This window comes from Acinetobacter sp. AOR01_HL, from assembly GCF_027855455.1.
Classification (GTDB): Bacteria; Pseudomonadota; Gammaproteobacteria; order Pseudomonadales; family Moraxellaceae; genus Acinetobacter; species Acinetobacter baumannii.
Genome location: NZ_JAKTIM010000051.1, coordinates 51,337 through 76,649, shown reverse-complemented (window position 1 = coordinate 76,649; position 25,313 = coordinate 51,337). Strand labels below are relative to the sequence as shown.

The following is a 25,313-nucleotide window of genomic DNA, read 5'->3' as shown; positions in this document are numbered from 1 at the left end:
GGACTATATATCCACGGACTATAATCCTCTTTTTATGTTTTCTAGTTTTTCATCATGAAACAAATTGCTTCCCCTATCTTTCAATCTTTTCTTTTACTTCTCTCCCACAACCAAATTGATGGATGGACATCAAACAAAATTTGGAACAACTTGAATCTTTCAAAAGATGAAAAGCAACGTATCAACCAACAGCAACTTTATAGACTTTTAAGAAAACTAGTGAAACAAGGTTACTTGGCCAAAAATATTCATCATGACAACTCAAGACTTTCAACATTTGTCGAGACAGAAAGTATGAACGACTTTAGAAAACAATTTGAAAATCATACCGTGATACATGATTTAGAAAAACTTGAATTAAAAACTAAAGAATTAAAAGAAAAACAAAAGATTTGCGAAAGCCAAATTGATGCTTCTGAACTAGCACTTATGGACTTTCCAGAATTAAAAAATGAAATACTACGAAGAAAAAACCAATTACTTCAAGATATCGAAAAACTGAAAGCTTACACTAACTTTCTAACATCATTGATATGAAAATAGTTTAAAGGAACCTAAAGTTTCATTTCAGTATGAAACTTTATTACTCCATAAGAAATAAAAATGGAAGAAAAGATATAGCTGAGTATGAAACTTTATTTTTTCTTCCTTTGATCGGTAAGTCAAAATATCAATGAGATACGGCTTGATCAGTATGAAACTTTTTTACTTTCATACAAAGGCATCACCTGCTTTAATAATTGATTGATTAAGCCCGATATGTATAACTGCATATCGGGTTTTTATTGCCTTCATACCGCTACACAGAAGCTTTCCTACAAAAGAAAATAGAGAACTCTGCTTAGGTCCCCGTGTCACAACGGACTTTTTACTTTTGCGCTGATTTAAAGTTTGAGAGATCATTGAGACACAGAGATAAAGAAGCTAAGCGAACTTAGCCCATTTCATTTTTGTCGCAGCGTTGAATGCTGCTAAACAAGTTAGGAGCAAAGTCCTGTGGGAGAACAGGACTTTGCAAACTGGTGCGTTTTAAACGTTGTACGGTTTGAGGTGAATACACCTGTGCAAGCTGTTGGCAAACACAATTACAACTGGCTTGCATGTGTTCACCTGACAAACAAATTCTTTTAAATTCCCGCTGAGCATTGGCATCATCATTTGTAATACTGTAAACACCGAACACAAGGTTTAAAACCAATATAAATTTATGAAGTTTCATATTATTCTCATAATTATTTATATCTTTAAATAAAATAAAAATACAATTCATCTAAATATTAAAATATTTTTTAAATAATAATTAACCCTCGCAAAAATATAGGAAAATAAAATAATTAAAATTTTAAAATAAAAATAATTTATAAATTTAAAAAAAGTTCATAAAAAAACCCAAATTTTAAATAAATAAAATAATTAATTGAGAGAGAAAATGAGTTTGAATAATGGCATGGCCAACTCCTTAAAAATGGAGTCCTACCACCAAATCACCGTCAATTGATTAGGGTGGCAGAACGAAAGAGGGTTGACAGACTGGGATCTATGGGACCCAGCACGCACGGGGCGTCCCCCTTCCGTCCTACCGCAAAGAAAGGGGACGCAAGGGTCTAACGTCTTATAGTAGAACTATAATCCGCCATAGATTTACGGTCTGTCAAAACCGTCTGGCAATGTAGGCCAGCAACGAGATAATAATCGGTGATTTTAATTACATCAATTTATTTTAATGAAAAAATTTAAATATAATCATTTTATTCATATTTAAATAATATTATCCTTCTTATTATATTTATGACTTTTAATTAAATTTAAAATATAAACATGAGTTATATATATTTAGTTAATAAAATAGATTGATCGTTAATTCTAATTTAATAGTTTATATATATAAGATGATAAGCATATACCTCTTATCATCTTTTCTAGAGTTTACTTTTCTATAGCTTTTACGGGTAATCGCGTACCTAACAAAGAAAAAGTCACGTCCGCAACTTCCAACGGGTCTGAACTGGTCCAAATAATATGATTGCCCTCATTTGGACTTTCAGAACTTAAATCATATTGATTGAGCTGCCGTATTAATTGCGCTGTTACAGCTTCTGAAGGCTCAATAATTTGAATATCACAACCTACAATTTCCTGAATCGTGTCTGAAACAAATGGATAGTGTGTGCATCCCAAAATAATCGTATCGACTTTTTGTTCGACCAACGGCGCCAAAATATTTTTTAAATAATCTTTAACTTCCGCGGTATGTGCTTTGCCCGTTTCAATTTTTTCGGCTAAGCCAATACACGGCACTAAAGACACTTTAATATCTTGCGCATACGTTTCAATTAAACTCTTTAAGTTTTTGCCCTTCACCGTGGTAGCAGTTGCCAAAACCGCAATATGCTTGCTCACAGTCATTGCCACCGCGGGTTTTACCGCTGGTTCAATCGCAATAAGTGGCACATTAATTTGCGCTCTAATCGTTTCAACCGCAACAGCCGTCATGGTATTACAAGCAATCACGATCGCTTTGCATTTGCCCTGAGCAACTAGGTTTGAAATTAAATGCGTGGTCCTTGAAACAATCCAGTCGCTTTCTCTGTCTCCATAAGGGACATATTTCGAGTCGGCGAAATAGATAATATCTTCATTCGGTAGCGCCTCCCGAATATGCTTAAAGAGAGACAACCCACCTAAACCAGAATCAATCATTCCAATCGGGTTGTTATTGTTATTCATTGTTTGTCCTGTATTTCATATATTTAGAAAAATTCTTTCATGGTTGCCAAGTCATTGAGCACGACTTTGGGCTGAATGGTTTTTAATTTTTCAGCCGATGTATAACCCCAACCTACCGCAGCAAAATCAATGCCTGCTTTATGTGCAGCTTCGCCATCAGTCGTTTGGTCTCCGACATAAATGGCCTGCTCTTTATTTAAATTCAAAATATTGAGAACACGCTTAATTCGTTTAGCTTTGCCAAATATAGACGAGCCACCATCAATATGGCTAAAAAGTTCACATAGTTCTTTACCCAGTACATTTTGACAGTTTTCTTTAGAGTTTGAAGTAATAATTGCGAGCGTATAACCCCGCTTATGCAGTTCAATTAAGTGGTCCCGCATACCCTCAAACAAATGAATTTCTTCATCTCTTTCTTTCATTAACCGAATAAAGTCTTTCGCAATCCAAGGCAGTTTCCACCGAGAAACGTTCATCTCTTTCATAATTTCTCTAGGCGTAAGTTGTTTGTAGTAATCGACTTCGTGAAGGCTTACCGATTTAAACTTATACTTTGCGGAAAGTTGATTTAAAACGCTTAGAAAAAAATGAAAGGAGTCGGCTAAGGTGCCATCTAAATCAAAAATAATAGCCTGATATTCTTTTAGGTTTTTTTCCATTTCTAGTTTCGAAAATATATTTTTTATTATTATATTCTGTTTTCTATCGGTTTTTAAATCAGGCCCAACGAGGACCTGACCTAAATTTCGATTTTTGTTTTAAGCTGCCGCTTTTTGTTCCTTTATCCAATTTTTAATACGGGCATCGAGTATATTTAAAGGCAAGGTTCCTGCATTTAAAACCATGTCATGGAATGCTTTGATATCAAAACGGTCTCCAAGCTCATGTTTCGCGAGTTCCCGTAGCTCTAAAATTTTGAGTTGGCCCATCTTATATGCTAATGCTTGGGCAGGAATAGCGATATAGCGATCCGTCTCTGCCTGAATATCAGGTTCATCTAAAGCAGAGTGTTCACGCATAAAATCAATCATTTGCTGACGCGTCCACTTTTTATAATGCACGCCAGTGTCCACCACTAAGCGACAAGCGCGGAACAATTCACTCGAGAGTCTTCCATAGTCTGAAAGCGGGTCTTTATAGAAACCAACGTCCTTGCCCAGTTGCTCTGCGTAAAGTGCCCATCCTTCAATATAAGCGGTATGGTTAGGTTGCTTTCGGAACATCGGCAAATTTGGCAGGTTTTGGGCAATATCAATCTGCATATGGTGCCCAGGAATCGCCTCATGGTAAGCAGTCGCTTCCATTGATATTTTTGAACGTTCAGAGAAGTCGCCAGTATTTACATATACCTGTCCGGGGCGTGAACCATCAGGTGTGCCTTGGTGATACTCCGCACCTGCCGCTTCTTTTTCTCGATATTGCTCTACAGGTAAAACTTCGACTTTATTTTTGGGTAATAAACCAAACAGCTTTGGCAACTCTGGTTGCATTTGGGCAATATATCCTCGATAAATCTCTAAAATTTCTTCACGAGATTTTGGGAAAACGGCTGGATTTGTTTTTAAGGATTGTTGGAAACTTTTTAAATCGTTGAAACCTTGTGCTTTGGCAATTTTCAGCATTTCCGCTTCTATACGAGCAACTTCTTTTAACCCGAGCTGATGAATATTTTCAGGGCTTTCCGAGGTTGTCGTATTATTTTCTACATAAAAGCGATAGAGCTCGTCACCGTTTGGCAAGCTCCATATACCCTCGTGCTGTCGTCCATAGGGTAAGTAATCTTTCTGAATAAACGTACCGAGTTTTTGATAGGCAGGCCGAACATTCTGATCTATGGCCTGTAGTATTTCACGGCTTAAACGTTCTTGTTCTGCTTTCGAAATGTTGTTTGGAAATTGCTTTAATGGAGAAGCAAAAACACTGACCTTCCTTGCGGGAGCTGCAATGCTAGTAATCTGCTTTGCCACCTTTTCAATTAAATATTTGGGTGGCATCAATCCGTCTTTTTGTCCTTGTTTCGCTAACTGAATACCTTGATCAAGAATAAGAGGAATTTGTTTTAAACGAGCAATATAGTCTTGATATTGCTTAGCATTATTAAATGGAATCGAACTAATAAATCCCGGAAATTGTAAATGTAGCCCCCACATTTGATTAAAAGGCATTTCATACAATTTCAAATCATAATTTTTAAGTGTTTCTTTCAACTGATAAATCATTAAATCTTTATTTAATTGATCAGTTGCTGAAAACCCTGTGCTATCAATTGCTTCAAAACGTTTTAAAAAATTTTGCGTAGTTTTTTTATCTTTCTCGATCTGAGTTTTTGAAAACTCGGTCCATCGATCGTTATAGCGTAAGTCTCCTAAAACGGTTGCAGTTTCAGGACTATTTTTTAAAGCGTATTCCCACTGTTCCTGTAAAAGTTGGTTTAAAGCTTTCACCCGAACAGACACATCACTCTTTTGTTTAGATTGTGATTTTTCGATGGTATTCGTATTAATTTCGGGGTTTGCAGCACCAGAAGAATGAGACATCCAAAATAAAACACTGATACAAGCAAAATGTAAGGTTCTGTTTTTCATTTAATTATCCAAACATATTTAACGAAGTTAAAATAAAGACAAAACAAATTACGTGCCAAGCAACATATAAAATAGTGTAAAAATCGAGTATTTTTTTAACTAAATGATTTTATAAATTAATTTTCTTTTTAATTAAATTAATTATAGTTGCTATCTATATTCCGTATCTGACTTTAATTTACCAGAAAGTCAAAAAAAAAAGCGCACATGAGCGATCTCAGTGCACTTTTTCATTTCTACATTAAAAATTGTTTCTCAAGAAAACAAATATTGATAAACAATATAGGCAGCCAGTTTTGCTGTTCGATTATCTAAATCAAATTTTGGATTGCACTCAGCAATATCTAGAAGTTTGATTTTGCCAGACTCTTGAATATGCTTAAAAATCGCTTCAAAAGTCGCTAAATCAATTCCTTTTACAGCAGGTGCACTGACTCCCGGTGCAACCGCAGCCGCGAATACATCTAGATCAATCGTAACGTACAAACAGTCTACTTTTTCAATAAAAGCATCAACCGCTGCAAGCACGTTGTTTAGGTTAAAAATATTAACCTCATGATCACGTAAATATGAACAATTCAGCGCATCGGCAGTATCAAACAAAATTTTAGTATTGGCATGGTTGGCAACCCCAATACATAAATAATTAAATTGTTTTTGATGCTGTTCTGAAAGTCGAGCTGCCTGTAAAAAAGGTGTTCCAGAGGTGGCATGCTCAGCTTCACGCAAATCAAAATGGGCATCGAAATTAATAATGCCGATTTTTTTATCTGGCGCGTGGGCTTGTACATATTGGAACAGACCGCTAAAGCTGCCAAATGCAACTTCATGTCCACCGCCCAATACAACAGGTTTTAAGCCATGTTCTAGGCTATTTGCGACTTGTTCAGCTAATTCGCTTTGTGCTTGCTCTAAATTGCCATATTCACAGGTCACCGTCCCCAAATCGACAATACTGACTGGACGATGAATCGGTAAGTTAGCAAGTTGGGTACGAATCGCATCTGGTGCGTCGGCAGCACCAACTCGGCCTTTATTACGTTTCACGCCTTCATCAGAGCTAAAACCAATCAGGGCAAATTCAGCATGTTGGGTGGTATTCACAATATGGTGAATACGTTGATGTGCCTCACCCTCGCCATCATGTCGGCCTTGCCATTTAAATGTGTGATTCATGTGACACCGTTTAAAAAATAACTTCTTGTCCATGCTGAACGACTCGCTTAGGCAAATCTCCGCCCAGCCAGTAAACAATTTCAGATGGATGCTCAATATCCCAAGCGACAAAGTCAGCGACTTTACCCTGCTCCAAACTACCGTGTGTTTGCTCTAAACCGAGCGCTTGTGCAGCATGAATAGTGACACCTGCTAATGCTTGCTCAGGTGTCAGACGGAATAGCGTACTACCCATGTTCAGCATTAAACGCAAAGAAAGTGCCGGAGATGTGCCGGGGTTTAAATCGCTCGATAGCGCAATACGCACGCCATGCTTAATCAGACTTTCAATCGGTGGGTATTGGGTTTCACGCAATAAATAAAAGGCACCCGGTAATAACACTGCAATTGTGCCTGACGCTGCCATTGCTTTGACGTCATCTTCAGTCATGTATTCTAAATGGTCGGCCGACAAAGCATGATAACGTGCTGCCAAGCTTGAACCACCTAACGATGAAAGCTGCTCAGCATGCAGTTTGACGGGTAAGTTTAAAGATTGTGCTGTTTTAAACACACGTTCAACTTGAGCAGGTGAAAATGCTAAATGCTCACAGAACGCATCAACTGCATCGACTAAGCCTTCAGCATGCAGTTTAGGCAGCATTTCTGTACAGATATGCTCGATATAAGCGTCGCTTTGTTCTTTGTACTCTGGCGGTAAAGCATGTGCAGCTAAACACGTACTTTTTACCGTCATCGGTAATTTTTCACCAATTTGACGGATCACACGCAGCATTTTGCGCTCGTTTTCGTAGTTGAGTCCGTAGCCAGACTTAATTTCAATGGTGGTTACACCGTCTTGTTGCATGCAGCGAATACGCTTAAGGGTTGAGTTCAGTAATTGTTCTTCACTGGCTTCTCGGGTTGCACGAACAGTACTGGCAATACCGCCACCACTTGCAGCAATTTCAGCATAACTCACGCCCTGTAAGCGCTTTTCAAACTCAACACTACGGTTACCACCAAATACGCTATGCGTATGACAGTCGATGAACCCCGGGGTTACCCAAGCGCCATTTAAGTCAACTGTTTCGGAATAAGTGTCGGCAGGAAGTTGTTGTTGTTTTCCAATCCAGTGGATGAGATGCCCTTCTGTGATAATTGCAGCATCTTCAATGTAGGAATATTGCCCATTTTGCATGGTGGCAATATGGCAGTTTTGCCAAAGTTTTTTCATTAGCCTATCCTCGAAACTGCCCAACAGTAAAACTATTGGGCAGCTGATTTGTTAGCTTTCCATTTCTATGTTTTGCTGGACAGGCTCACTTTCCTTTCCCAAGCTTTGCTCTGGTTTTACCCAAATACGATAAGCAATAGTTAAGAGAGCAAGCCAAGTGATTCCTACATAAATTGCAGGACGCGAGTCTGGGAAGTAGCCCATCATCACTAAAATGAACACCATAAAACCGATTGCAAAAGCAGGGGCATATGGCCAGCCAAATACAGGGAAATCAAGTGCCTTAATTTCAGCAGTAGATAATTTACGGCGCATCGCGACTTGCGAAAGCAAGATCATGAGCCATACCCAAACAGTTGCAAACGTTGCAATTGATGCAATGATGACAAACACATTTTCAGGAATCAGGTAGTTCAGCACCACACCAATTAACAACACACCAGCCATAACCACAACAGTCATCCAAGGCACGCCATTACGCGATAATTTTTGGAAAATTCGAGGTGCTTGACCACGATTTGCCATACCGTACAACATACGGCCTGCACCAAACACATCACTATTAATTGCCGAAATTGCAGCAGTTACCACTACAATATTTAAAATATTTGCAGCAGATTTAATGCCTAAGTTTTCAAAAATTTGTACAAACGGACTGCCTTGGCTACCAATCTGGTTCCATGGGAAAATCGACATGAGTACAAAGATGGTTAGTACATAGAAAAGTAAAATACGTACTGGAACAGCATTAATTGCTTTCGGTAAAGTGGTTTTCGGATCTTGTGATTCACCTGCTGTAATACCAATAATTTCGATACCACCGAAAGCAAATACCACTACAGATAAACATGCAACCAAGCCTGCAATGCCATGTGGCATAAAGCCTTCATAGATCCATAAGTTTTGAATCCCCGGCACTACACTACTATGGTCAGCATGGAAGCCATAGAACATCAAACCTAAGCCACCTAAAATCATGGCAACAATGGCACTCACCTTGACAATTGAGAGCCAAAATTCGAGTTCACCAAAGACTTTCACATGAATGAGGTTAATTGCGCCCAAGAACATGATGAGAGACAAAATCCAGATCCACCGTGGGACATCGGGATACCAGAACCCCATATAAATACCAAACGCAGTGACATCGGCAATTGCAACAATCACCATCTCAAAAACATAAGTCCAGCCTGTCGTAAAGCCGGCCAAAGGACCAATGTATTGAGAAGCATAGTGGCTAAATGAGCCAGAGACAGGGTTATGGACTGCCATTTCACCCAGTGCGCGCATCACAATATAAATTGCAATCCCTGCAACGATGTACGCAAGTAATACTGAAGGCCCTGCCATTTTAATAGCAGTTGCCGAACCATAGAAAAGCCCAGTTCCAATTGCTGAGCCCAATGCCAAGAAACGAATGTGGCGGGTGTTTAAGCCCCGCTGTAGTGTGGAGTTTTGTGACATTATAATCTCCAATCCTTGAGGAAATTTAGTTGGATTCGGCCACTCCATGTGACCGTTTTATCAATCACACTTCAGATAAACTAGGGAGTAGTTTTGGAATGAGTAACTCGTTTAGGCAACCACTCGCAAGCAATTCACTAGCCTGTTCGATATCAGGAGCAAAGAAACGGTCTTCACTGTAGTAAGGAACTTGGTCGCGCAAGATTTTACGAGCTTGTTCAAGTTTAGGCGAGCTTTTTAAACCTTCACGGAAGTCTAGACCCTGACAAGCGCCTAACCATTCAACAGCTAAAATGCCGCGAACGTTATCAGCCATATACCAAAGACGTTTACCAGCATTTGGAGCCATCGATACATGGTCTTCTTGGTTGGCTGAAGTCGGTAGGCTATCCACACTTGCAGGATGTGCAAGCGCCTTGTTGTCACTTGCAAGAGCAGCAGCGGTTACCTGAGCAATCATAAAGCCCGAGTTAACACCACCATTTGCCACCAAGAACGGTGGAAGCTGTGACATATGACGGTCCATCATCATCGAAATACGACGTTCAGATAGTGAACCAATTTCTGCAATTGCCAATGCTAAATTGTCGGCCGCCATTGCAACAGGTTCTGCATGGAAGTTACCACCAGAAATCACGTCACCTTGTTCAGCAAATACAAGCGGGTTATCCGATACAGCATTTGCTTCAATTTCTAATACTTCAGCAGCCTGACGGATTTGAGTTAAACATGCACCCATCACCTGTGGTTGACAACGTAAAGAATATGGGTCTTGAACTTTGCCACATTCTTCATGTGAACGAGAGATTTCACTCGAATCAGTCAATAAATCGCGATAAGCCGCAGCCACATCAATTTGACCACGTTGGCCACGTACTTCGTGAATACGCGCATCGAAAGGTGCACGTGAACCAAGCATTGCTTCAACACTTAAGCCACCACAAACTGTCGCGGCAGCAAATAAATCTTCTGCTTCAAATAAGCCGCGTAAAGCGTAAGCTGTTGAAACCTGTGTACCATTTAAAAGTGCCAAACCTTCTTTAGCCGCTAAAGAAATTGGTTCTAAACCTGCAATTTTTAAAGCTTCAACTGCTGGTAACCATTCACCTTTATAACGTGCCTTACTTTCACCAAGTAAAACTAAAGACATGTGTGCAAGTGGTGCCAAGTCACCAGAAGCCCCTACTGAACCTTTAAGTGGAATATGTGGGTAAACTTCAGCATTAATTAAGGCCAACAAAGCATCAATGACTTTACGACGAATACCAGAGAAACCACGTGCCAAGCTATTTGCTTTCAATAGAATAATTAAACGAACCATTGCATCATCAAGTGCTTCGCCTACACCTGCCGCATGCGAAAGAACTAATGAACGCTGTAATTTTTCTAAATCTTCAGGCGCAATTTTAGTTGAAGCAAGTAAACCAAAACCTGTATTAATACCGTAAGCTGTACGTCCTTCATTTACAATTTGCTCTACACAAGCCACGCTTGCATTAATTGCAGATGAAGCACTTTCATCTAATTTAACTTTAATTGGGTTGAGGTAAGCTTGACGTAAATCGGCTAAGGTCAGTTTTCCCGGTTGGATCAGTAATTCCATGTTGGCTTCCTAATTTTTTGCACTATATTCTGCTGAGACGGTGCTTTTCACAATTGCAAAAAGCACCGCCAGTTCTTCCATGTATTTTTATTGCGTGATCATTGGCAAGTGTAGGCCTTGCTCTTTGGCACAGTTAATCGCAATTTCATAACCTGCATCGGCATGACGCATAACACCTGTTGCAGGGTCATTGGTTAGTACGCGAGCAATACGTGCAGCAGCTTCATCTGTACCGTCACACACAATCACAACGCCTGAGTGTTGAGAGAAGCCCATACCTACACCACCACCATGATGTAGAGACACCCAAGTTGCGCCGCCTGCTGTATTTAACAATGCATTTAATAAAGGCCAGTCTGATACTGCATCTGATCCGTCTTGCATTGCTTCAGTTTCACGGTTAGGACTTGCAACCGAACCTGAGTCTAAGTGGTCACGACCAATCACGATCGGTGCAGACAATTCACCGCTACGAACCATTTCGTTAAATGCCAAACCAAGTTTTGCACGTAAGCCCAAACCTACCCAGCAAATACGCGCTGGTAAGCCTTGGAAACTAATACGTTCACGAGCCATGTCTAACCAGTGATGTAAATGCTCATCATCAGGAATTAACTCTTTAACTTTGGCATCTGTTTTATAAATATCTTCCGGGTCTCCAGAAAGCGCTGCCCAACGGAATGGACCAATACCACGGCAGAACAATGGACGGATGTATGCAGGTACGAAGCCTGGGAAATCAAAAGCGTTTGCTACGCCTTCTTCTTTCGCCATTTGACGGATGTTATTACCATAGTCAAATGTTGGAACACCCATTTTTTGGAAATCAAGCATGGCTTGTACGTGTTTTGCCATCGACTGTTTTGCAGCTTTTACAACAGCTTCCGGTTCTTTTTTCGCGCGTTCACGGTATTCATCCCAAGTCCAGCCTACTGGTAAGTAGCCATTAAGTGGATCGTGTGCACTTGTTTGGTCAGTCACCATGTCTGGACGTACACCACGGCGTACAAGCTCAGGTAAAATTTCAGCAGCATTACCATGAAGTGCGATTGAAATTGCTTTACCTTCTTTTGTATAACGATCAATACGCGCTAAAGCGTCGTCTAAATCAGTTGCTTGTTCATCTACATAACGGGTACGTAAACGGAAATCGATACTTGCTTGTTGGCATTCAATGTTTAAAGAACACGCACCTGCAAGTGTTGCAGCTAAAGGCTGAGCACCACCCATACCGCCTAAACCAGCAGTAAGAACCCAACGGCCTTTTAAGTCACCGTTGTAGTGTTGGCGACCTGCTTCAACGAAAGTTTCATAAGTACCTTGTACAATACCTTGGCTACCAATGTAGATCCACGAACCCGCTGTCATTTGACCGTACATTGCCAAAGCTTTAGCGTCTAATTCGTTAAAGTGTTCCCAGTTCGCCCAGTGCGGTACAAGGTTTGAGTTTGCAATTAAAACGCGTGGCGCATCTTTATGAGTTTTAAATACACCTACTGGTTTGCCTGATTGAACTAATAAAGTTTCGTCAGTTTCAAGATTTTTTAGCGTATCTACAATTTTGTCGAAACATTCCCAGTTTCGTGCTGCACGGCCAATACCACCGTATACCACCAACTCTTTCGGGTTTTCTGCAACGTCCGGATCAAGGTTATTCATCAACATACGCAATGGGGCTTCAGTTAACCAACTCTTAGCCGTTAATTCAGTGCCACGAGGTGCACGAATTTCTACATCACGAAATTTTGTTGTCGTTGTTGTCACAGTCGGACTCCTTCCTTTGAGCTTACATCAGCAGAACATCACTTGTTTCTGCATTTGTATAGTAATGTATTAACTTGTATATACATCCATATACTACACAAATATTTTTCGGCGTGAAGAGGCTTGCTCGTATTTTTTTAAAGAAATTGAATAAGCTTATGAATTAAATTAATTTATTTTTATAGTTGACATAAAAAAAGCACATATCTTCTAACAAGACATGTGCTTTTTAATCAGTAAATTATATCTTTTTAACGTTGAATTAACTCAATGATATAGCAACTTTTGAGCTGTTTTTTTGGAAAATTGATTGATGTGACACTAGCATTTTTCTCAATTTTTAGCGTCTCATGAGCAGCAAGCTGAACAAAATCATCATCAACGTTTACTTCCGTTTCACCACCCTGATTAAAAATAAAAATCAGGTCTGCCGAGCTTATAAATGCCTGCTCCGCTGCCTCATTCAACCACTGAAAACGGGCATGAAACTTTGCAGGATCATAAATTAAATTTAAATCCCGAATTGCACCGTCTACCAGTTCACTTTGGACCTGACTTTCACCATGAAAAGCAAAAATATCGCCCTGTTTCAGCGTTTTGGCAGGAAGATCATCGACATGCAATACCATGCCTTGTCCATCGAGTACGCTAATAATACGCTGCTTATTGGGAAATAACGAAAACGGTCCAGAAGTGCTCACATCTGCCATCGAAATGCGCCACTCAAAGTCAGCCTCACCTTGGCTTCGCGCAATCTCTAAAGTAAAGCCCGCACCGTTTTTCCAAAGCATTTTTGTATATTGATCGGCCCTGATCAATTCAATCATGGGTTAAATTTCCCTTCGAGATAATAGCGACTGCCTGGATAAATCAGACGCGCACTTGAAATGAGTTGTTTGTTTGACCATGTACGGCGGCGAATCAGTAAGCATGGTTCAGCTTTAGTAATCTTTAACCACTTACATTCTTGAGGTGATGCTAAAACGGCCTCAACAATGTGTTCACCTTCTGTCACGGGTGCTTTTGCCATGAGGTAAGCATTTGAGGTAATAGTTTTAAAATCTTGTTCTAAATAATCTGGAATCAGTGCTGCGTCAACTAAACGATCTTCGACCTGAACAGGCACATCATTTTCATAATGCACAATAATCGAGTGAAATAATTTTTGCCCTTCGCGAGTCTGCATTAACACGCTTTGCTCTGCATTTGCATAAATTTGTTCTAAGACTAAAACTTCAGCATGGTGCTTATGGTTTCGTGCAATAATCTCATCGGCAATATTGTTAATTTGGAAAAGTGCAGTTCGGCCTTGCCCTTCAGCAACGAAAGAACCAACACCCTGAATTCGAACAAGTAAGCCTTCTGTTGTTAACTCACGTAGCGCACGGTTTACCGTCATACGGCTACAGCCGAGTTGATTAACGAGTTCACTTTCCGAAGGAATTTTTTTATTTACAGCCCAAGAGCCTTCATAAATCTTTTGTGAAATCAGCTGTTTTACGCGCTGATATAAAGGAACTGGACTATCAGCTTCAATCGAAAGCTCAGTATGTTCTTGTTTTGATGTTCTGGGCATAACAAATACTCAAAAAGGCAGCAGGCAAAAAGGTATTTTAGTTGACATGCTATGTATATACAACCACATACAACATGTTAATTTATGAATTAAATATATTTTAAAAAGTTTAAAAAATAAACATAGCTCGACAAGAGCTAATTTAAAGTTTTATGTAGAGAAATTCAAATATATAAAGGCTTTATCAATATTTATTTAATAGTTATTTCTGCTAAGCCAGTACCCCATCCTAGAAAACAAAAATATCATTTTTTCTGGTTTACGAAATGATGCTTAAAATTTTTATTTAAAATAACTGATCGATAGTATTCTTCTGCCACACAGTATATTAATAAAACTGGAAGCACATCGAATGCGTAATTATAAAATAGATATTCTTCGAGGAATTTCTATCCTTTTGGTTCTTTTACATCATTTTAATATTCCCTATAAACTTAAAGATACATGGTTAGGTTTTGATTTCTTAGGTGAAGCATTTAGCACAGTCATCGCAAGAAACGGAAATTATGGCGTCACCATGTTTTTTGTGATTTCGGGTTTTTTAATTACCCATCACACTTTAAAACGAGACAAACAATTTTCTGCAATTAACCTCAAGCATTTTTATATCCGACGGGCAGCACGTATTTTACCGTGTCTGGTATTACTCATTTTAGGTGTAAGCATACTTGGTTCATTTGACTTAAAACCCTTTATGAACCAAGCACCGAATGGCATTGAGGTCTCTTATCCTTTAACCATATTTGCAGCCTTAACCTTCTGGATGAATATCCTGATTATTAAATTTGGTTGGGTAAACTACGCTTTGGGCGTGTTGTGGTCGCTCTCTGTAGAAGAAGTTTTTTACTTTGTTTTTCCATTATTATGTCTACTTACGCGTAGTAATAAGGTCTTTATTGCTGTACTTGTTGGAGTGATTTTATATGGCCCTTATTTTAGGTCTCTCCATTTTGGAGAAGAAAGCGGCGCTTATTTATATCATTATTTTTCAAGTTTTGATGGTATAGCGGTGGGCTGTTTAACTGCCATTTTTTCTCATAAATATCAGCCAAATTGGACCTATAAAAAACCTCTTTCGTGGTTAATTATTTTGAGTATGACCGCTCTATATTTATATGCGCCCATTAAAGAAGTCAGTACATGGGGTATTAGCTTATTTGCTCTTGTCACAGGTTTACTCATTTTGTGTTTCCAACATCCTTCCGAAACACAAGCACATAATCTATTTACCAAAGTGATGGTCTGGTTGGGGCAAAGAAGTTACGAAACTTATTTGTTTCATCTGGTTGTGCTGGGCCTTATGAAAGTTGCTTTTGTTCCGGCTCAAACCGACTCTAGCATTAAAATTATGCTTTTAATTGGCTATCTGATTCTAACTTTCATCATTAGCGCAGCAATTGAAAAATATTATTCCACACCACTTAACAGCTACATTCGAAAGGTTTTTATTAAAGATAAATCATAAAAAATAAGCCCCTTGAAAATAGGGGCTTTTTTATTAAGCGATCAACATCGTTTCATCATCTTGCTTAAAAGGATTAGACCAGCTCTGCCAAACTTGTGGACCTAAAGCCATTTCTTCATCGCTTAACAAGCAGCTATCCAAGCGTTGTATTAAAGCTTGCTCATCCATTTGCATACCAATTAAAACCAGCTCCTGACGCGCATCACCTGTGCGGGCATCCCAATTTTTCTTAATTTGTTCAATGCTGGCTAGGTCACTCGGCCAGTCTTCTTCCGCAACGGCTGCCCACCAATAACCAGCTAAACCGTGTCGAGCCATTGCACCCGCTTGCGACCATGAGTAAGCCAATGTCGGTTCGGCAGCCAGCCAGAAAAAGCCTTTGGAACGCACGACTCCCGGCCATTCAGCCTGTACCAAATCATAAAAACGCTCTGGATGGAAAGGTCGGCGGGCACGATAAACAAAGCTACTTATTCCATATTCTTCAGTTTCAGGTGTATGCTCACCGCGTAACTCTTTTAACCAGCCCGGTGCTTGCGCGGCTTCATCAAAATCAAATAACTGTGTATTTAAGATTTTATCTAAAGCGACCTTTCCAAATTGAGCAATTTCAATTCGGGCACGCGGATTTAACGTTTTTAAAATGGCGATAAGCTGGTCTTGCTGAGCCTGATCAATCAAATCAATTTTATTCAGTATAATCACATCACAAAACTCAATCTGATCGATAAGAAGGTCAACCACAGTTCTCTCATCTTGCTCACCTAATGATTCGCCGCGTTGTTGTAGGGAGTCAACTGAACTGTAGTCTTTAAGAAAGTTAAAAGCATCGACTACCGTAACCATAGTGTCGAGTCGAGCAAACTCATTGAGTGAGTTTCCATCTTCATCTTCAAAAGTAAAAGTTTCTGCCACAGGTAAAGGTTCTGAAATGCCTGTTGACTCAATCACCAATTGGTCAAAGCGTCCTTCATCGGCTAAACGTCTCACTTCAACCAATAAGTCTTCTCGTAACGTACAGCAGATACAGCCATTACTCATTTCAACCAGTTTTTCATCTGTTCTTGAAAGCTCTGCCCCACCTTCACGTACTAATGCCGCATCAATATTCACCTCAGACATATCATTAACAATCACGGCAATACGGCGGCCTTCGCGATTATTTAAAATATGGTTGAGTAATGTGGTCTTTCCTGCACCCAAAAAGCCCGAGAAAACAGTGACGGGAAGCTTGGCAAATGAGTTGGCGATTGCAGTGTGCATGGCTTGATCTCTTTGAATAATATTTAAACTGATCATGGCTGGCCATTTAAATATGGCCAGATCACAGGCGTAATCTATTTCTAAACCACAATAATGTTATGTTATGTTATAACATAACCATTGATCAAGTTTTTATTCCAGTTTTATCTAAGCCAAATCACTTAGTCTTTGAAAAAGTTGCTTTTATAGCCCCTGACAAATTGAGGTTCTATAGTGATGGTCTGGCCCCCATGCTCTAAAACCTTGACTATCAATATGGATTTGTCCTGAAGCATAAACACCCAGTCCCATATTAAACGCTTGGCCTTTAGTCGCCCAGAACTGACAAAGCTTGGTTTTAGTTTGTTGAATATTGAACTGGTCTAAGTCGCTAGGCTGTTCTGGCCCAATCCTAAAATCAAGTGCTGCATTAAAGACATGTCGAGAAGCATCAGCACCACCTGCACAGCGGTTTAAAGCTAAAGCTCGATAGACCGAAGTCACTTCAAAATCGTTAATCACGCCATCATCAACCAATGCTTTTAATATATTGAGCGTCGGAACAATATTGGACCAAATCTCGCGTGGTGGAACTGCGTAAGGCTCAACTCCACATTTTTGCCAGTCTCGGGCTGAACGTAATAACTCGTGGTCTGGAACTAAATCGGCAAGTCCTTTTTGCTTAAGAAATTGCTTATAAGCTTGTACAGACTGTCTGTGATCTGCAGTTGCAATCCAAACGACATAATCTTCAGGCTGTTGTTTGATTTTAACTACAGTTTTAGATGGTTGAGGCAAAGAGGGAGAGCGATGAGTAATCGTCGGCTGGGGTGTTTGAGTAGTACAAGCCGCCAGAGATAATACGAGTAAACCTAAATAACGCTTCATAAATATATTCTATCTTCCCTAAACATCTGGAAGCCTTTAATCATTTAATTTCAGAAATGTTATAATATAACAATTATTAAATCCTTTATTTTCTGTTGTAAATTTTAAAAAATAAAAAAGGACGTATTTATACGTCCTCTTTAGCTTCTAACTACGACCTGATTACATATCTGCTTCTAAAGCATGAACAGGCTGCTCAGCTTTTAATTTACGGCGTTTAAATTGATAAGCCACCATCAAACACAAAATCCATCCTGGAATCATCATAACTGCCACACGCATGTCTGGCGTTAAAGACATCACAACTAAAATTCCAAGCATGAATGCCATGCAAAGATAGTTGCTAAATGGATACATGAAGCTTGGGAATTTAGTCGTTTGACCTTGGCGTTGCATAAATTTACGGAATTTTAAATGTGTCCATGAAATCACAACCCAGTTAATCACAATCGCTGCTACGACAAGCATCATGAGTAAACCGAATGCTTTTTCAGGGAATATATAATTGAGTAAAACACACAATACCGTCACAAATGCAGAGACTAGAACCGCATTGGTTGGAATACCTCGTTTATTAATACGGGCAAGAGCTTTCGGGGCATTACCTTGTTGGGCAAGACCTAAAAGCATACGGCTGCTGCAATAGCTGGTTCCGTTATAGACGGAAACTGCAGCTGTCAAAATAACGAAATTTAATAATGTCGCAACACCTTGGCTATCTAAAGAAGCAAAGACCATCACAAAAGGACTGCCACCTTCTGCCATTTGATTCCACGGAAATAATGAGAATAAAACAAAAAGTGTCGCAATATAGAAAATCAAAATACGATAGATAATCTGGTTTACAGCTTTAGGTAAAGTTTTGTCTGGATCACGCGCTTCAGCAGCAGTAATACCGAAAAGCTCAATACCGCCAAAAGCAAAAATAATCACAGCCATAGCCATAACCAAGCCTTCAATACCAAATGGGAAGAAACCACCTAATGCCCAAAGGTTAGAAATACTGGCCTGAGGCCCTGCTGTGCCGGTTGCAAGTAAATATGAACCGAAACCGATCATGGCTAAAATTGCTAAAATTTTGACAATGGAAAACCAAAATTCCATTTCGCCAAAAAACTTAACATGCAGTAAATTGATACCATTAATGAGAATAAAGAACGTTAGAGCAGATGCCCACGTTGGGATTTGCGGCCACCAATATTGAATATAAAGACCAATTGCACTTAACTCCGCCATACACACAAGTACATTGAGTACCCAGTAATTCCATCCTGACATGAAGCCTGCAAAAGGTCCCCAATATTTGTAAGCGAAGTGGCTAAAAGATCCACTTACAGGTTCTTCTACGACCATTTCACCGAGCTGGCGCATCATTAAAAAAGCAATAAATCCTGCAATCGCATAACCCAAGATTACCGATGGACCTGCCAATTTAATCGATTGTGATATACCAAGAAACAGCCCTGTACCAATCGCTCCACCCAACGCAATCAGCTGGATGTGACGATTACTCAAACCATGTTTCAGGTTTCCTTGCTCTTGTGTTGACATATGATTATTCTCATCCTTGTCACGTAATTTTTTTCCAATAAATTACGTATATCATAAATTGATCGGATTTTCATAGAGATTGATGAAAAAATAATTGCGTTACTTTTCTCACAACCGCGCATGAAAACAGAAAATGCAAGAAATAACAATTATTATGAAATGTGTAATTAAATTATGTATTGCGTAATTTTATGAATTCAGTATTATAAGAACCATGAAGTAATTGGTTGTTCTCGGTCTCTATCAAACTCATAAGTAAAAAGATGATCTAAATAACGGTTAAAACTTATTGAGTAGCTCAGTCCCTAGACCGAACTTTTATTTGTATAAGACGCGAGATGAAGACAAGGAAGCGAAAATGGAACAAAAACTAAACTCTTTTATTGAAGTTTCACCTCAATCTGATTTCACTATTCATAATTTGCCTTATGGTATTTTTAGTAGAACAGCCGAAGGCGAGCGTCAGGTCGGTGTAGCTATCGGTGATTGGGTCATTGATCTCGCTGCTCTTGAAAAGCATGGTCTTTTAAAACTTTCAGATCAAGACACCTACTTTAACCAGCCTACACTGAATAAATTTATTGAATCGGGCAAAGCCAATTGGTCTAAAGTTCGTAAAACGCTACAGTCTCTTCTTTCAGTTGATAATTTAACGCTTCAAGAAAATGAAGCATTACGTCAGGAAGTTTTAGTCAAGCAAGACAGCGTGACTTTACATTTACCTGTTCAAGTTCCTGGCTATACCGATTTCTATTCTTCTAAAGAACATGCAACCAATGTAGGCTGTATGTTCCGTGACCCTAAAAATGCTTTGCTTCCAAACTGGAGCGAGTTGCCTGTCGGTTATAACGGCCGTGCTAGCTCTGTTGTAGTAAGTGGAACTCACGTCGTACGCCCTTCTGGTCAGATTAAACTTCCAAATGAAGAACGTCCGGTTTTCTCAGCAACTCGCAAGCTCGATTTTGAACTTGAGACTGCATTTATTGTGGGGAAACCAACTCAATTAGGTCAACCAATCGCCATTGAAGATGCATGGGATCATATTTTTGGCATGGTTCTGCTAAACGACTGGTCAGCACGCGATATCCAGCAATGGGAATATGTTCCACTTGGCCCTTTCAACGCGAAAACATTTGCAAGTTCGATTTCTCCTTGGGTAGTCACGCTTGAAGCTCTTGAGCCATTTAAAGTTGAAGGTCCGAAACAAGAACCGAAGCCACTTGCTTATTTACAAGAAAATATCGCCAATACTTACGATATTAATTTAAGTGTTGAAATCCAAAGCCCGAAATCAGCACAACCTGATGTGATCTGCCGTACTAATTTTAAATATATGTATTGGTCTATGGCTCAGCAGCTAACTCACCACACCATTGGAGGCTGTAACGTTCAGGTTGGTGATTTAATGGGTTCAGGTACTATTTCTGGTTCTACACCAGATTCGTATGGTAGCTTGCTTGAGTTGACTTGGAACACCACCAAGCCTCTAACACTTGCGAATGGTGAAACTCGTGGTTTCTTGCAAGACGGCGACACACTCATCATGAAAGGCCACTGTGAGAAAAATGGTATCCGTATTGGTTTTGGTGAAGTCCGAAATACGGTACTTCCTGCATTAACTTTTGATTTTGCAGAAACTTCGGAGCCTAATTATGAAGCTGTATAGTTACTTTCGTAGCTCTGCAGCTTACAGAGTACGGATTGGTCTCAACCTTAAAAGTCTCGCTTATGAAACTGTACCCGTTCATTTAGTTAAAAATGAGCAGCAAAGCGAAGACTATTTAAAGTTAAATCGCAGTGCCTTAGTACCAACTTTAGTGGACGGCGATTTAACCCTGTCACAGTCATTAAGTATTTTGGAATATCTGGATGAACAATATCCTGAAACCAAATTACTTCCAAATGATGTGAAAGAGAGAGCCAAAATCCGTGCTTTTGCACAGGCGATTGCCTGTGATATTCACCCGTTAAATAACTTACGCGTGCTGAAATATTTAAAAAATGATTTAAATGTTTCGGACGAACAAAAAAATTACTGGTATCAGCACTGGATTCTTGAAGGCTTTCAAACACTCGAACAGCAACTTCAAGATTCAAATGGACAATTTTGCTTTGGACAACACGCAACCATTGCCGACTGCTGCCTAATTCCACAGGTTTACAACGCGAAACGCTTCAAGATTGATTTGTCGGCGTTTCCAAAAATTGAATCAATTTATCAACATTGTTTGTCTATCCCAGCCTTCTATAACGCGGCGCCAGAACAACAACCAGATTGGGAATAGTAAAAAGGAGTTTCAACATGACATTTGCCATTAAAAAAATACATCACGTTGCATATCGCTGTAAGGATGCGAAAGAAACTGTTGAGTGGTATAAAAAAATGCTCAACATGGACTTTATCTTAGCTTTTGCAGAAGACCATGTACCTTCAACGAAAGCTTTTGACCCGTATATGCATTTATTCCTAGATGCAGGTCAAGGCAACGTTTTAGCATTTTTTGAATTGCCAACCCAACCAGAAATGGGCCGTGATGAAAATACGCCTCAATGGGTGCAACATATTGCCTTTGAAGTTGAAGATTTAAATGCCCTTTTAGCTGCCAAAAAACATTTGGAAGACAACGGTGTTAAAGTATTAGGTATTACCAACCACGGTATCTTCCACTCAATTTATTTCTTTGACCCAAATGGACATCGTTTAGAACTGACTTATAACGATGCACATGCTGAAGAAAAAATTGCAAAAATTACTGAAGAAATGAAAACTGAAATGTTAGAGGAATGGAGCAAAACCAAACGCGCTCCACACCATACTCATTTCTTGCATGAAGAAGAATTAGGCGCGTAATTCTTTCAAAGCAATCGTTTTAAAAGTCGGCATTGATGGGAATAGTTTGAATGAACTGTTCTATATCAATGCCGATTTATATTGTTTAAATCTACTAAACCTCTATCAATTTACGCTATAAATGTAAGATGAAGGTGTTTGTAAAAATTGTGGATTATTAAACATGTGAATTTCGCTAATAGAAAAAGGTGATTTCTATTTTTCTATAGGCTCAGGCATGATGTAAAACGCATCAATGCCAATTTATGTTCTGAACAAAACTGTTTAACTGTTGAAGTAAATCGATTAAGGGTATTTAAATGATTGAAGAAAAAATATCTGGGGGGGTTCAATCACTTGAAGTTGGCTTATCCGTACTAAATGCCCTTTTAGAGCACAATCAACCCATTATTCTCAAAGACTTATCTAGTAAGCTTGAGATGCATCCTGCCAAAGTACACCGCTACTTGGTGAGCCTAATTCGCATGGATTACGCCAAACAGCTTGAGGATGGCCAATATGCCTTAGGTGATCAAGCATGGCGTTTAGGCTTAAACTGCATTCAGCACAGCGATACTTTACAGTTAGTACAACATTTAATTTACGACTTACAAAGCAAAATTGGCTGTGGTATTCAAATTAGTAAGTGGTCACCCAAAGGCCCTGTCGTGGTTCAATCGATTGAATCTAACCACCCAATTTCGATTGTGACCAAAGTCGGCTCAATTATGCCTTTAGTCAATTCTGCTGCTGGGCGTTTATTTGCTTCTTACCTTCCTGAGCATTTTGTTCGTCCTTTATTAGAAACTGAGTGGCAAAAACATCAGGAACTTGGGCTAAACATTGCGCCACATAACTGGGAAGAATTTTTAGAACTTAAAGAGACGATCCGCCAACAACAAATGTCTGCAGCGAAAGGTGATTTACTTACCGGTATTAACGCAGTAGGCCTGCCAGTATTTAACTCAAACCAAGGGATTGAGTTTTGTATTGTGGCGCTTGATAGTGAAATGTTTTTACCCGTCGATCCACAAAGTAAAATTATTGAAACACTTAAAAATGAGATTAATTCAATTAATCAATATATTAAAAGCCGCTAATCAATAGCCATAAAAAAACCAAGAGCATTGCTCTTGGTTTTTTTAGATTAGAGACAAAGCAAAACTTATTTTGCTTCGAGCACACCACGGCGAATCTGGTCACGTTCAATCGATTCAAACAATGCCTTGAAGTTACCTTCACCGAAACCGTCGTCATCTTTACGTTGAATAAATTCGAAGAAGACTGGCCCAATCATATTTTCAGAGAAGATTTGTAATAAAAGCTTCTTCTGGCCATCTTTAGTACTGCCGTCTAATAAAATACCGCGTTGTTTTAACTCTTCAGTTGGTTCACCATGTTCAGGTAAACGCTCTTCAAGCATTTCATAATACGTATTTGGCGGTGGTGTCATAAACTTAAGACCAAGGCCTTTTAACTTATCCCAAGTCGAAATTAAGTCATCACAAATAAACGCGATATGCTGAATACCTTCGCCATTAAAATCAGCTAAGAATTCTGCAATTTGGCCGTTACCCTTGTCTGAGTCTTCATTTAAAGGAATACGAATCATGCCATCTGGTGCAGTTAATGCTTTAGAGGTTAAACCTGTATATTCACCTTTAATGTCGAAATAACGAATTTCCTGGAAGTTGAAAATCTTCTCGTAGAAGTTTGCCCAATACTCCATACGTCCTTTGTAGACGTTATGCGTTAAGTGATCGATTTCTTTTAAACCCGCACCTTCAGGGTTACGCTGCGCATCATCGAAGAAAACAAAGTCATTTTCATAAATATCGCGGTCAACCAAGAAGATTGGCATGCCACCAATACCTTTAATTGCCGGAATGTTAAGCTCCATTGGCCCAACTTTTGAGTACATTGGTTCTGCACCAAGCTCAACCGCCTTTTTAAAAGCTTTTGCTGCATCACGAGTTTTGAATCCCATCGCACAAGCAGATGGACCATGCTCATTAAAAAAGAATGAAGCATAAGATTCTGGCTGATAATTCAGGATAATATTGATATTTCCTTGACGCCATAAGTACGCTTTTTTCGATTTATGCTTGGCTACTTTTGAAAAGCCGATTGTTTCAAAAATTGGATCTAATTCATTTTCTTTTGAAACAAACTCAATAAATGCAAAACCGCATAATTCTAATGGGTTCTCTAAAATATCCATCTAGTTTCCCTCTGGTAATTACCTGATCCGTTTACTTCTCATGCTGATCTGGTCAGCTCCTTTCTCTATAGAATACGCATTTGCTGGGAGTATATTTGAACCGTCAAAATGCCTTAGCCCAACGCATCCTATGAGAAAAAAACCAATAACTAAAACGAAGATTGAGTGAGCGCAAAGCCGATGATTAATTTCCCTTCTATATGGTGTTTGTTTTCCATACACACTGTCCTTTCTTATCTAAAAGTACGATTGAGATTTTTCAATAAACTTTTAAAAATCGTCTTTTCCTAAAGTTATTCCTAGATTTATGGAGGCCAACATCCTTGTTGGACCTCCAATGGCCATTTACCTTAAGACAGATGCTACTAAAAACAATTAAATTATGCAATACATAATTTAATTATGAATTGTGTAATTTATTAATCAAATTACTTCGTTTGTTTATGCTTGTTTTAGATTTCATATTTTATAAATCATTGAGTACACTCACATGGCTTTTAAAGTTCTAAGGGCGGAAAAAATCATGCTTTTAATCAGTGCCTGTTTAATTGGAGAGCCTGTACGCTACGATGGACGCTCTTGCTTACACACTACACTTAAGCAGTTATTTTTAAATAAAAAAGCGCATGCACTTTGTCCGGAGTTATTAGGTGGATTTAGCACCCCTCGTCTACCCGCAGAAATTGTGGGAGGAACAGGGCAAGATGTGCTTAATGGCAAGGCAAAAATCCTAGATTCATCTGGTTTAGATGTGACTGAGCTATATTTAAAAGGTGCTTACCGCACCCTAGAAGTTGCACAGCAAATACAAGCAAGTTGTGTGGTTTTAAAAGAAAACAGTCCGTCTTGTGGTAGTCAAAAAATTTATAACGGTACTTTTCAAGGCGAGAAAATTACGGGTGTTGGGATTACCACAGCACTGTTACAGCGCCATGGTTTTGAAGTGATTTCTGAAAATGAGATTGAAGAATGGTTAGCAGCACATCCTTTTTAAGGTTGTGT

At 39.2% G+C, this 25,313-nt stretch carries 21 protein-coding genes and 1 pseudogene; 7 read left to right on the top strand and 15 right to left on the bottom strand.

The features are described 5' to 3' along the window. Positions 1-54 precede the first annotated feature (54 nt). The gene (locus tag MKL62_RS15775) at positions 55-537 is read left to right on the top strand and encodes a hypothetical protein (protein ID WP_004741978.1); all 483 of its coding nucleotides are present in this window, start codon (positions 55-57) and stop codon (positions 535-537) included. A 387-nt stretch (positions 538-924) separates the two neighbouring features. On the opposite strand, the pseudogene MKL62_RS15770 reads toward MKL62_RS15775, so the two are convergent. The 11 genes and pseudogenes from MKL62_RS15770 to hutC all read right to left on the bottom strand — a co-directional run bounded on the left by MKL62_RS15770 (position 925) and on the right by hutC (position 14,114). Next, positions 925-1,219 (bottom strand): annotated as a pseudogene (locus tag MKL62_RS15770) (hypothetical protein). A gap of 707 nt (positions 1,220-1,926) precedes the next feature. Continuing rightward, a complete protein-coding gene (gene murI / locus MKL62_RS15765; protein WP_005127832.1) occupies positions 1,927-2,727 on the bottom strand; it encodes a glutamate racemase in 801 nt (266 codons plus the stop codon). 23 nt (positions 2,728-2,750) lie between these two features. Then, on the bottom strand, positions 2,751-3,389 hold the full coding sequence (locus MKL62_RS15760; RefSeq protein WP_000414391.1) for an HAD family hydrolase: 639 nt from the start codon (positions 3,387-3,389) through the stop codon (positions 2,751-2,753). Positions 3,390-3,488: 99 nt separating this feature from the next. Further along, entirely contained in the window at positions 3,489-5,315 is a 1,827-nt protein-coding gene (locus MKL62_RS15755; RefSeq protein ID WP_005127830.1) for a DUF885 domain-containing protein, read from the bottom strand. 255 nt (positions 5,316-5,570) lie between these two features. Beyond that, positions 5,571-6,491 carry a formimidoylglutamase gene (gene hutG, locus MKL62_RS15750; RefSeq protein ID WP_001016880.1) on the bottom strand — a complete coding sequence of 307 codons (921 nt, stop codon included), beginning with the start codon at positions 6,489-6,491 and terminating at the stop codon, positions 5,571-5,573. A gap of 10 nt (positions 6,492-6,501) precedes the next feature. After that, entirely contained in the window at positions 6,502-7,707 is a 1,206-nt protein-coding gene (gene hutI / locus MKL62_RS15745; RefSeq protein WP_005127827.1) for an imidazolonepropionase, read from the bottom strand. 51 nt (positions 7,708-7,758) lie between these two features. After that, positions 7,759-9,171, bottom strand: coding sequence for an amino acid permease (locus MKL62_RS15740; RefSeq protein WP_000081464.1), 1,413 nt, complete (start codon positions 9,169-9,171; stop codon positions 7,759-7,761). A gap of 64 nt (positions 9,172-9,235) precedes the next feature. Beyond that, a complete protein-coding gene (hutH, locus tag MKL62_RS15735; RefSeq protein WP_000421600.1) occupies positions 9,236-10,774 on the bottom strand; it encodes a histidine ammonia-lyase in 1,539 nt (512 codons plus the stop codon). 87 nt (positions 10,775-10,861) lie between these two features. Then, positions 10,862-12,538: a urocanate hydratase gene (gene hutU, locus MKL62_RS15730; RefSeq protein ID WP_000214181.1), complete on the bottom strand. Its 1,677-nt coding sequence runs from the start codon at positions 12,536-12,538 to the stop codon at positions 10,862-10,864. Between the two features lie 251 nt (positions 12,539-12,789). Next, the gene (locus tag MKL62_RS15725; protein WP_005127826.1) at positions 12,790-13,365 is read right to left on the bottom strand and encodes a HutD/Ves family protein; all 576 of its coding nucleotides are present in this window, start codon (positions 13,363-13,365) and stop codon (positions 12,790-12,792) included. Beyond that, entirely contained in the window at positions 13,362-14,114 is a 753-nt protein-coding gene (gene hutC / locus MKL62_RS15720) for a histidine utilization transcriptional repressor HutC (RefSeq protein ID WP_005127825.1), read from the bottom strand. Before hutC ends, MKL62_RS15725 begins: the two co-directional genes overlap by 4 nt. A 352-nt stretch (positions 14,115-14,466) precedes the next feature. Between hutC and MKL62_RS15715 the strand changes: the two genes are divergently transcribed. After that, positions 14,467-15,579, top strand: a complete 1,113-nt coding sequence (locus MKL62_RS15715; RefSeq protein ID WP_005127824.1) for an acyltransferase family protein — start codon at positions 14,467-14,469, stop codon at positions 15,577-15,579. 33 nt (positions 15,580-15,612) lie between these two features. On the opposite strand, the gene zigA is transcribed toward MKL62_RS15715, so the two are convergent. From zigA to MKL62_RS15700, 3 genes are all read right to left on the bottom strand, one after another. After that, positions 15,613-16,878 (bottom strand): zinc metallochaperone GTPase ZigA, encoded by a 1,266-nt coding sequence (gene zigA, locus MKL62_RS15710; RefSeq protein WP_188200016.1) that lies wholly within the window; start codon positions 16,876-16,878, stop codon positions 15,613-15,615. Positions 16,879-17,025: 147 nt separating this feature from the next. After that, positions 17,026-17,709 (bottom strand): D-Ala-D-Ala carboxypeptidase ZrlA, encoded by a 684-nt coding sequence (gene zrlA / locus MKL62_RS15705; protein WP_005127822.1) that lies wholly within the window; start codon positions 17,707-17,709, stop codon positions 17,026-17,028. 162 nt (positions 17,710-17,871) lie between these two features. After that, positions 17,872-19,260: an amino acid permease gene (locus MKL62_RS15700; RefSeq protein WP_000107090.1), complete on the bottom strand. Its 1,389-nt coding sequence runs from the start codon at positions 19,258-19,260 to the stop codon at positions 17,872-17,874. A 358-nt stretch (positions 19,261-19,618) separates the two neighbouring features. Here MKL62_RS15700 and fahA point away from each other — a divergent pair, with 358 nt between their 5' ends. The 4 genes from fahA (at position 19,619) to MKL62_RS15680 (ending at position 23,190) form a co-directional block, all read left to right on the top strand. After that, the gene (gene fahA / locus MKL62_RS15695) at positions 19,619-20,926 is read left to right on the top strand and encodes a fumarylacetoacetase (RefSeq protein WP_000435861.1); all 1,308 of its coding nucleotides are present in this window, start codon (positions 19,619-19,621) and stop codon (positions 20,924-20,926) included. Next, complete coding sequence (maiA, locus tag MKL62_RS15690; protein WP_000781238.1) at positions 20,913-21,545, top strand: maleylacetoacetate isomerase; 633 nt, start codon at positions 20,913-20,915, stop codon at positions 21,543-21,545. Before fahA ends, maiA begins: the two co-directional genes overlap by 14 nt. A 17-nt stretch (positions 21,546-21,562) precedes the next feature. Continuing rightward, entirely contained in the window at positions 21,563-22,111 is a 549-nt protein-coding gene (locus MKL62_RS15685) for a VOC family protein (RefSeq protein ID WP_000141645.1), read from the top strand. Between the two features lie 299 nt (positions 22,112-22,410). Next, positions 22,411-23,190, top strand: a complete 780-nt coding sequence (locus tag MKL62_RS15680; protein ID WP_000568800.1) for an IclR family transcriptional regulator — start codon at positions 22,411-22,413, stop codon at positions 23,188-23,190. A 65-nt stretch (positions 23,191-23,255) separates the two neighbouring features. On the opposite strand, the gene hppD is transcribed toward MKL62_RS15680, so the two are convergent. After that, complete coding sequence (gene hppD, locus MKL62_RS15675; protein ID WP_000353163.1) at positions 23,256-24,311, bottom strand: 4-hydroxyphenylpyruvate dioxygenase; 1,056 nt, start codon at positions 24,309-24,311, stop codon at positions 23,256-23,258. A 523-nt stretch (positions 24,312-24,834) separates the two neighbouring features. Between hppD and MKL62_RS15670 the strand changes: the two genes are divergently transcribed. Next, positions 24,835-25,305: a 2-thiouracil desulfurase family protein gene (locus tag MKL62_RS15670; protein ID WP_000924612.1), complete on the top strand. Its 471-nt coding sequence runs from the start codon at positions 24,835-24,837 to the stop codon at positions 25,303-25,305. Positions 25,306-25,313 lie beyond the last annotated feature (8 nt).

What these genes read in the sequence shown, in the direction of transcription:
- MKL62_RS15775 (WP_004741978.1), top strand. Translation starts at nt 55, where the DNA reads ATGAAACAAATTGCTTCCCCTATCTTTCAATCTTTTCTTTTACTTCTC.
- murI (WP_005127832.1), bottom strand. Translation starts at nt 2,727, where the DNA reads ATGAATAACAATAACAACCCGATTGGAATGATTGATTCTGGTTTAGGT.
- MKL62_RS15760 (WP_000414391.1), bottom strand. Translation starts at nt 3,389, where the DNA reads ATGGAAAAAAACCTAAAAGAATATCAGGCTATTATTTTTGATTTAGAT.
- MKL62_RS15755 (WP_005127830.1), bottom strand. Translation starts at nt 5,315, where the DNA reads ATGAAAAACAGAACCTTACATTTTGCTTGTATCAGTGTTTTATTTTGG.
- hutG (WP_001016880.1), bottom strand. Translation starts at nt 6,491, where the DNA reads ATGAATCACACATTTAAATGGCAAGGCCGACATGATGGCGAGGGTGAG.
- hutI (WP_005127827.1), bottom strand. Translation starts at nt 7,707, where the DNA reads ATGAAAAAACTTTGGCAAAACTGCCATATTGCCACCATGCAAAATGGG.
- MKL62_RS15740 (WP_000081464.1), bottom strand. Translation starts at nt 9,171, where the DNA reads ATGTCACAAAACTCCACACTACAGCGGGGCTTAAACACCCGCCACATT.
- hutH (WP_000421600.1), bottom strand. Translation starts at nt 10,774, where the DNA reads ATGGAATTACTGATCCAACCGGGAAAACTGACCTTAGCCGATTTACGT.
- MKL62_RS15725 (WP_005127826.1), bottom strand. Translation starts at nt 13,365, where the DNA reads ATGATTGAATTGATCAGGGCCGATCAATATACAAAAATGCTTTGGAAA.
- hutC (WP_005127825.1), bottom strand. Translation starts at nt 14,114, where the DNA reads ATGCCCAGAACATCAAAACAAGAACATACTGAGCTTTCGATTGAAGCT.
- MKL62_RS15715 (WP_005127824.1), top strand. Translation starts at nt 14,467, where the DNA reads ATGCGTAATTATAAAATAGATATTCTTCGAGGAATTTCTATCCTTTTG.
- zigA (WP_188200016.1), bottom strand. Translation starts at nt 16,878, where the DNA reads ATGATCAGTTTAAATATTATTCAAAGAGATCAAGCCATGCACACTGCA.
- zrlA (WP_005127822.1), bottom strand. Translation starts at nt 17,709, where the DNA reads ATGAAGCGTTATTTAGGTTTACTCGTATTATCTCTGGCGGCTTGTACT.
- MKL62_RS15700 (WP_000107090.1), bottom strand. Translation starts at nt 19,260, where the DNA reads ATGTCAACACAAGAGCAAGGAAACCTGAAACATGGTTTGAGTAATCGT.
- fahA (WP_000435861.1), top strand. Translation starts at nt 19,619, where the DNA reads ATGGAACAAAAACTAAACTCTTTTATTGAAGTTTCACCTCAATCTGAT.
- maiA (WP_000781238.1), top strand. Translation starts at nt 20,913, where the DNA reads ATGAAGCTGTATAGTTACTTTCGTAGCTCTGCAGCTTACAGAGTACGG.
- MKL62_RS15685 (WP_000141645.1), top strand. Translation starts at nt 21,563, where the DNA reads ATGACATTTGCCATTAAAAAAATACATCACGTTGCATATCGCTGTAAG.
- MKL62_RS15680 (WP_000568800.1), top strand. Translation starts at nt 22,411, where the DNA reads ATGATTGAAGAAAAAATATCTGGGGGGGTTCAATCACTTGAAGTTGGC.
- hppD (WP_000353163.1), bottom strand. Translation starts at nt 24,311, where the DNA reads ATGGATATTTTAGAGAACCCATTAGAATTATGCGGTTTTGCATTTATT.
- MKL62_RS15670 (WP_000924612.1), top strand. Translation starts at nt 24,835, where the DNA reads ATGCTTTTAATCAGTGCCTGTTTAATTGGAGAGCCTGTACGCTACGAT.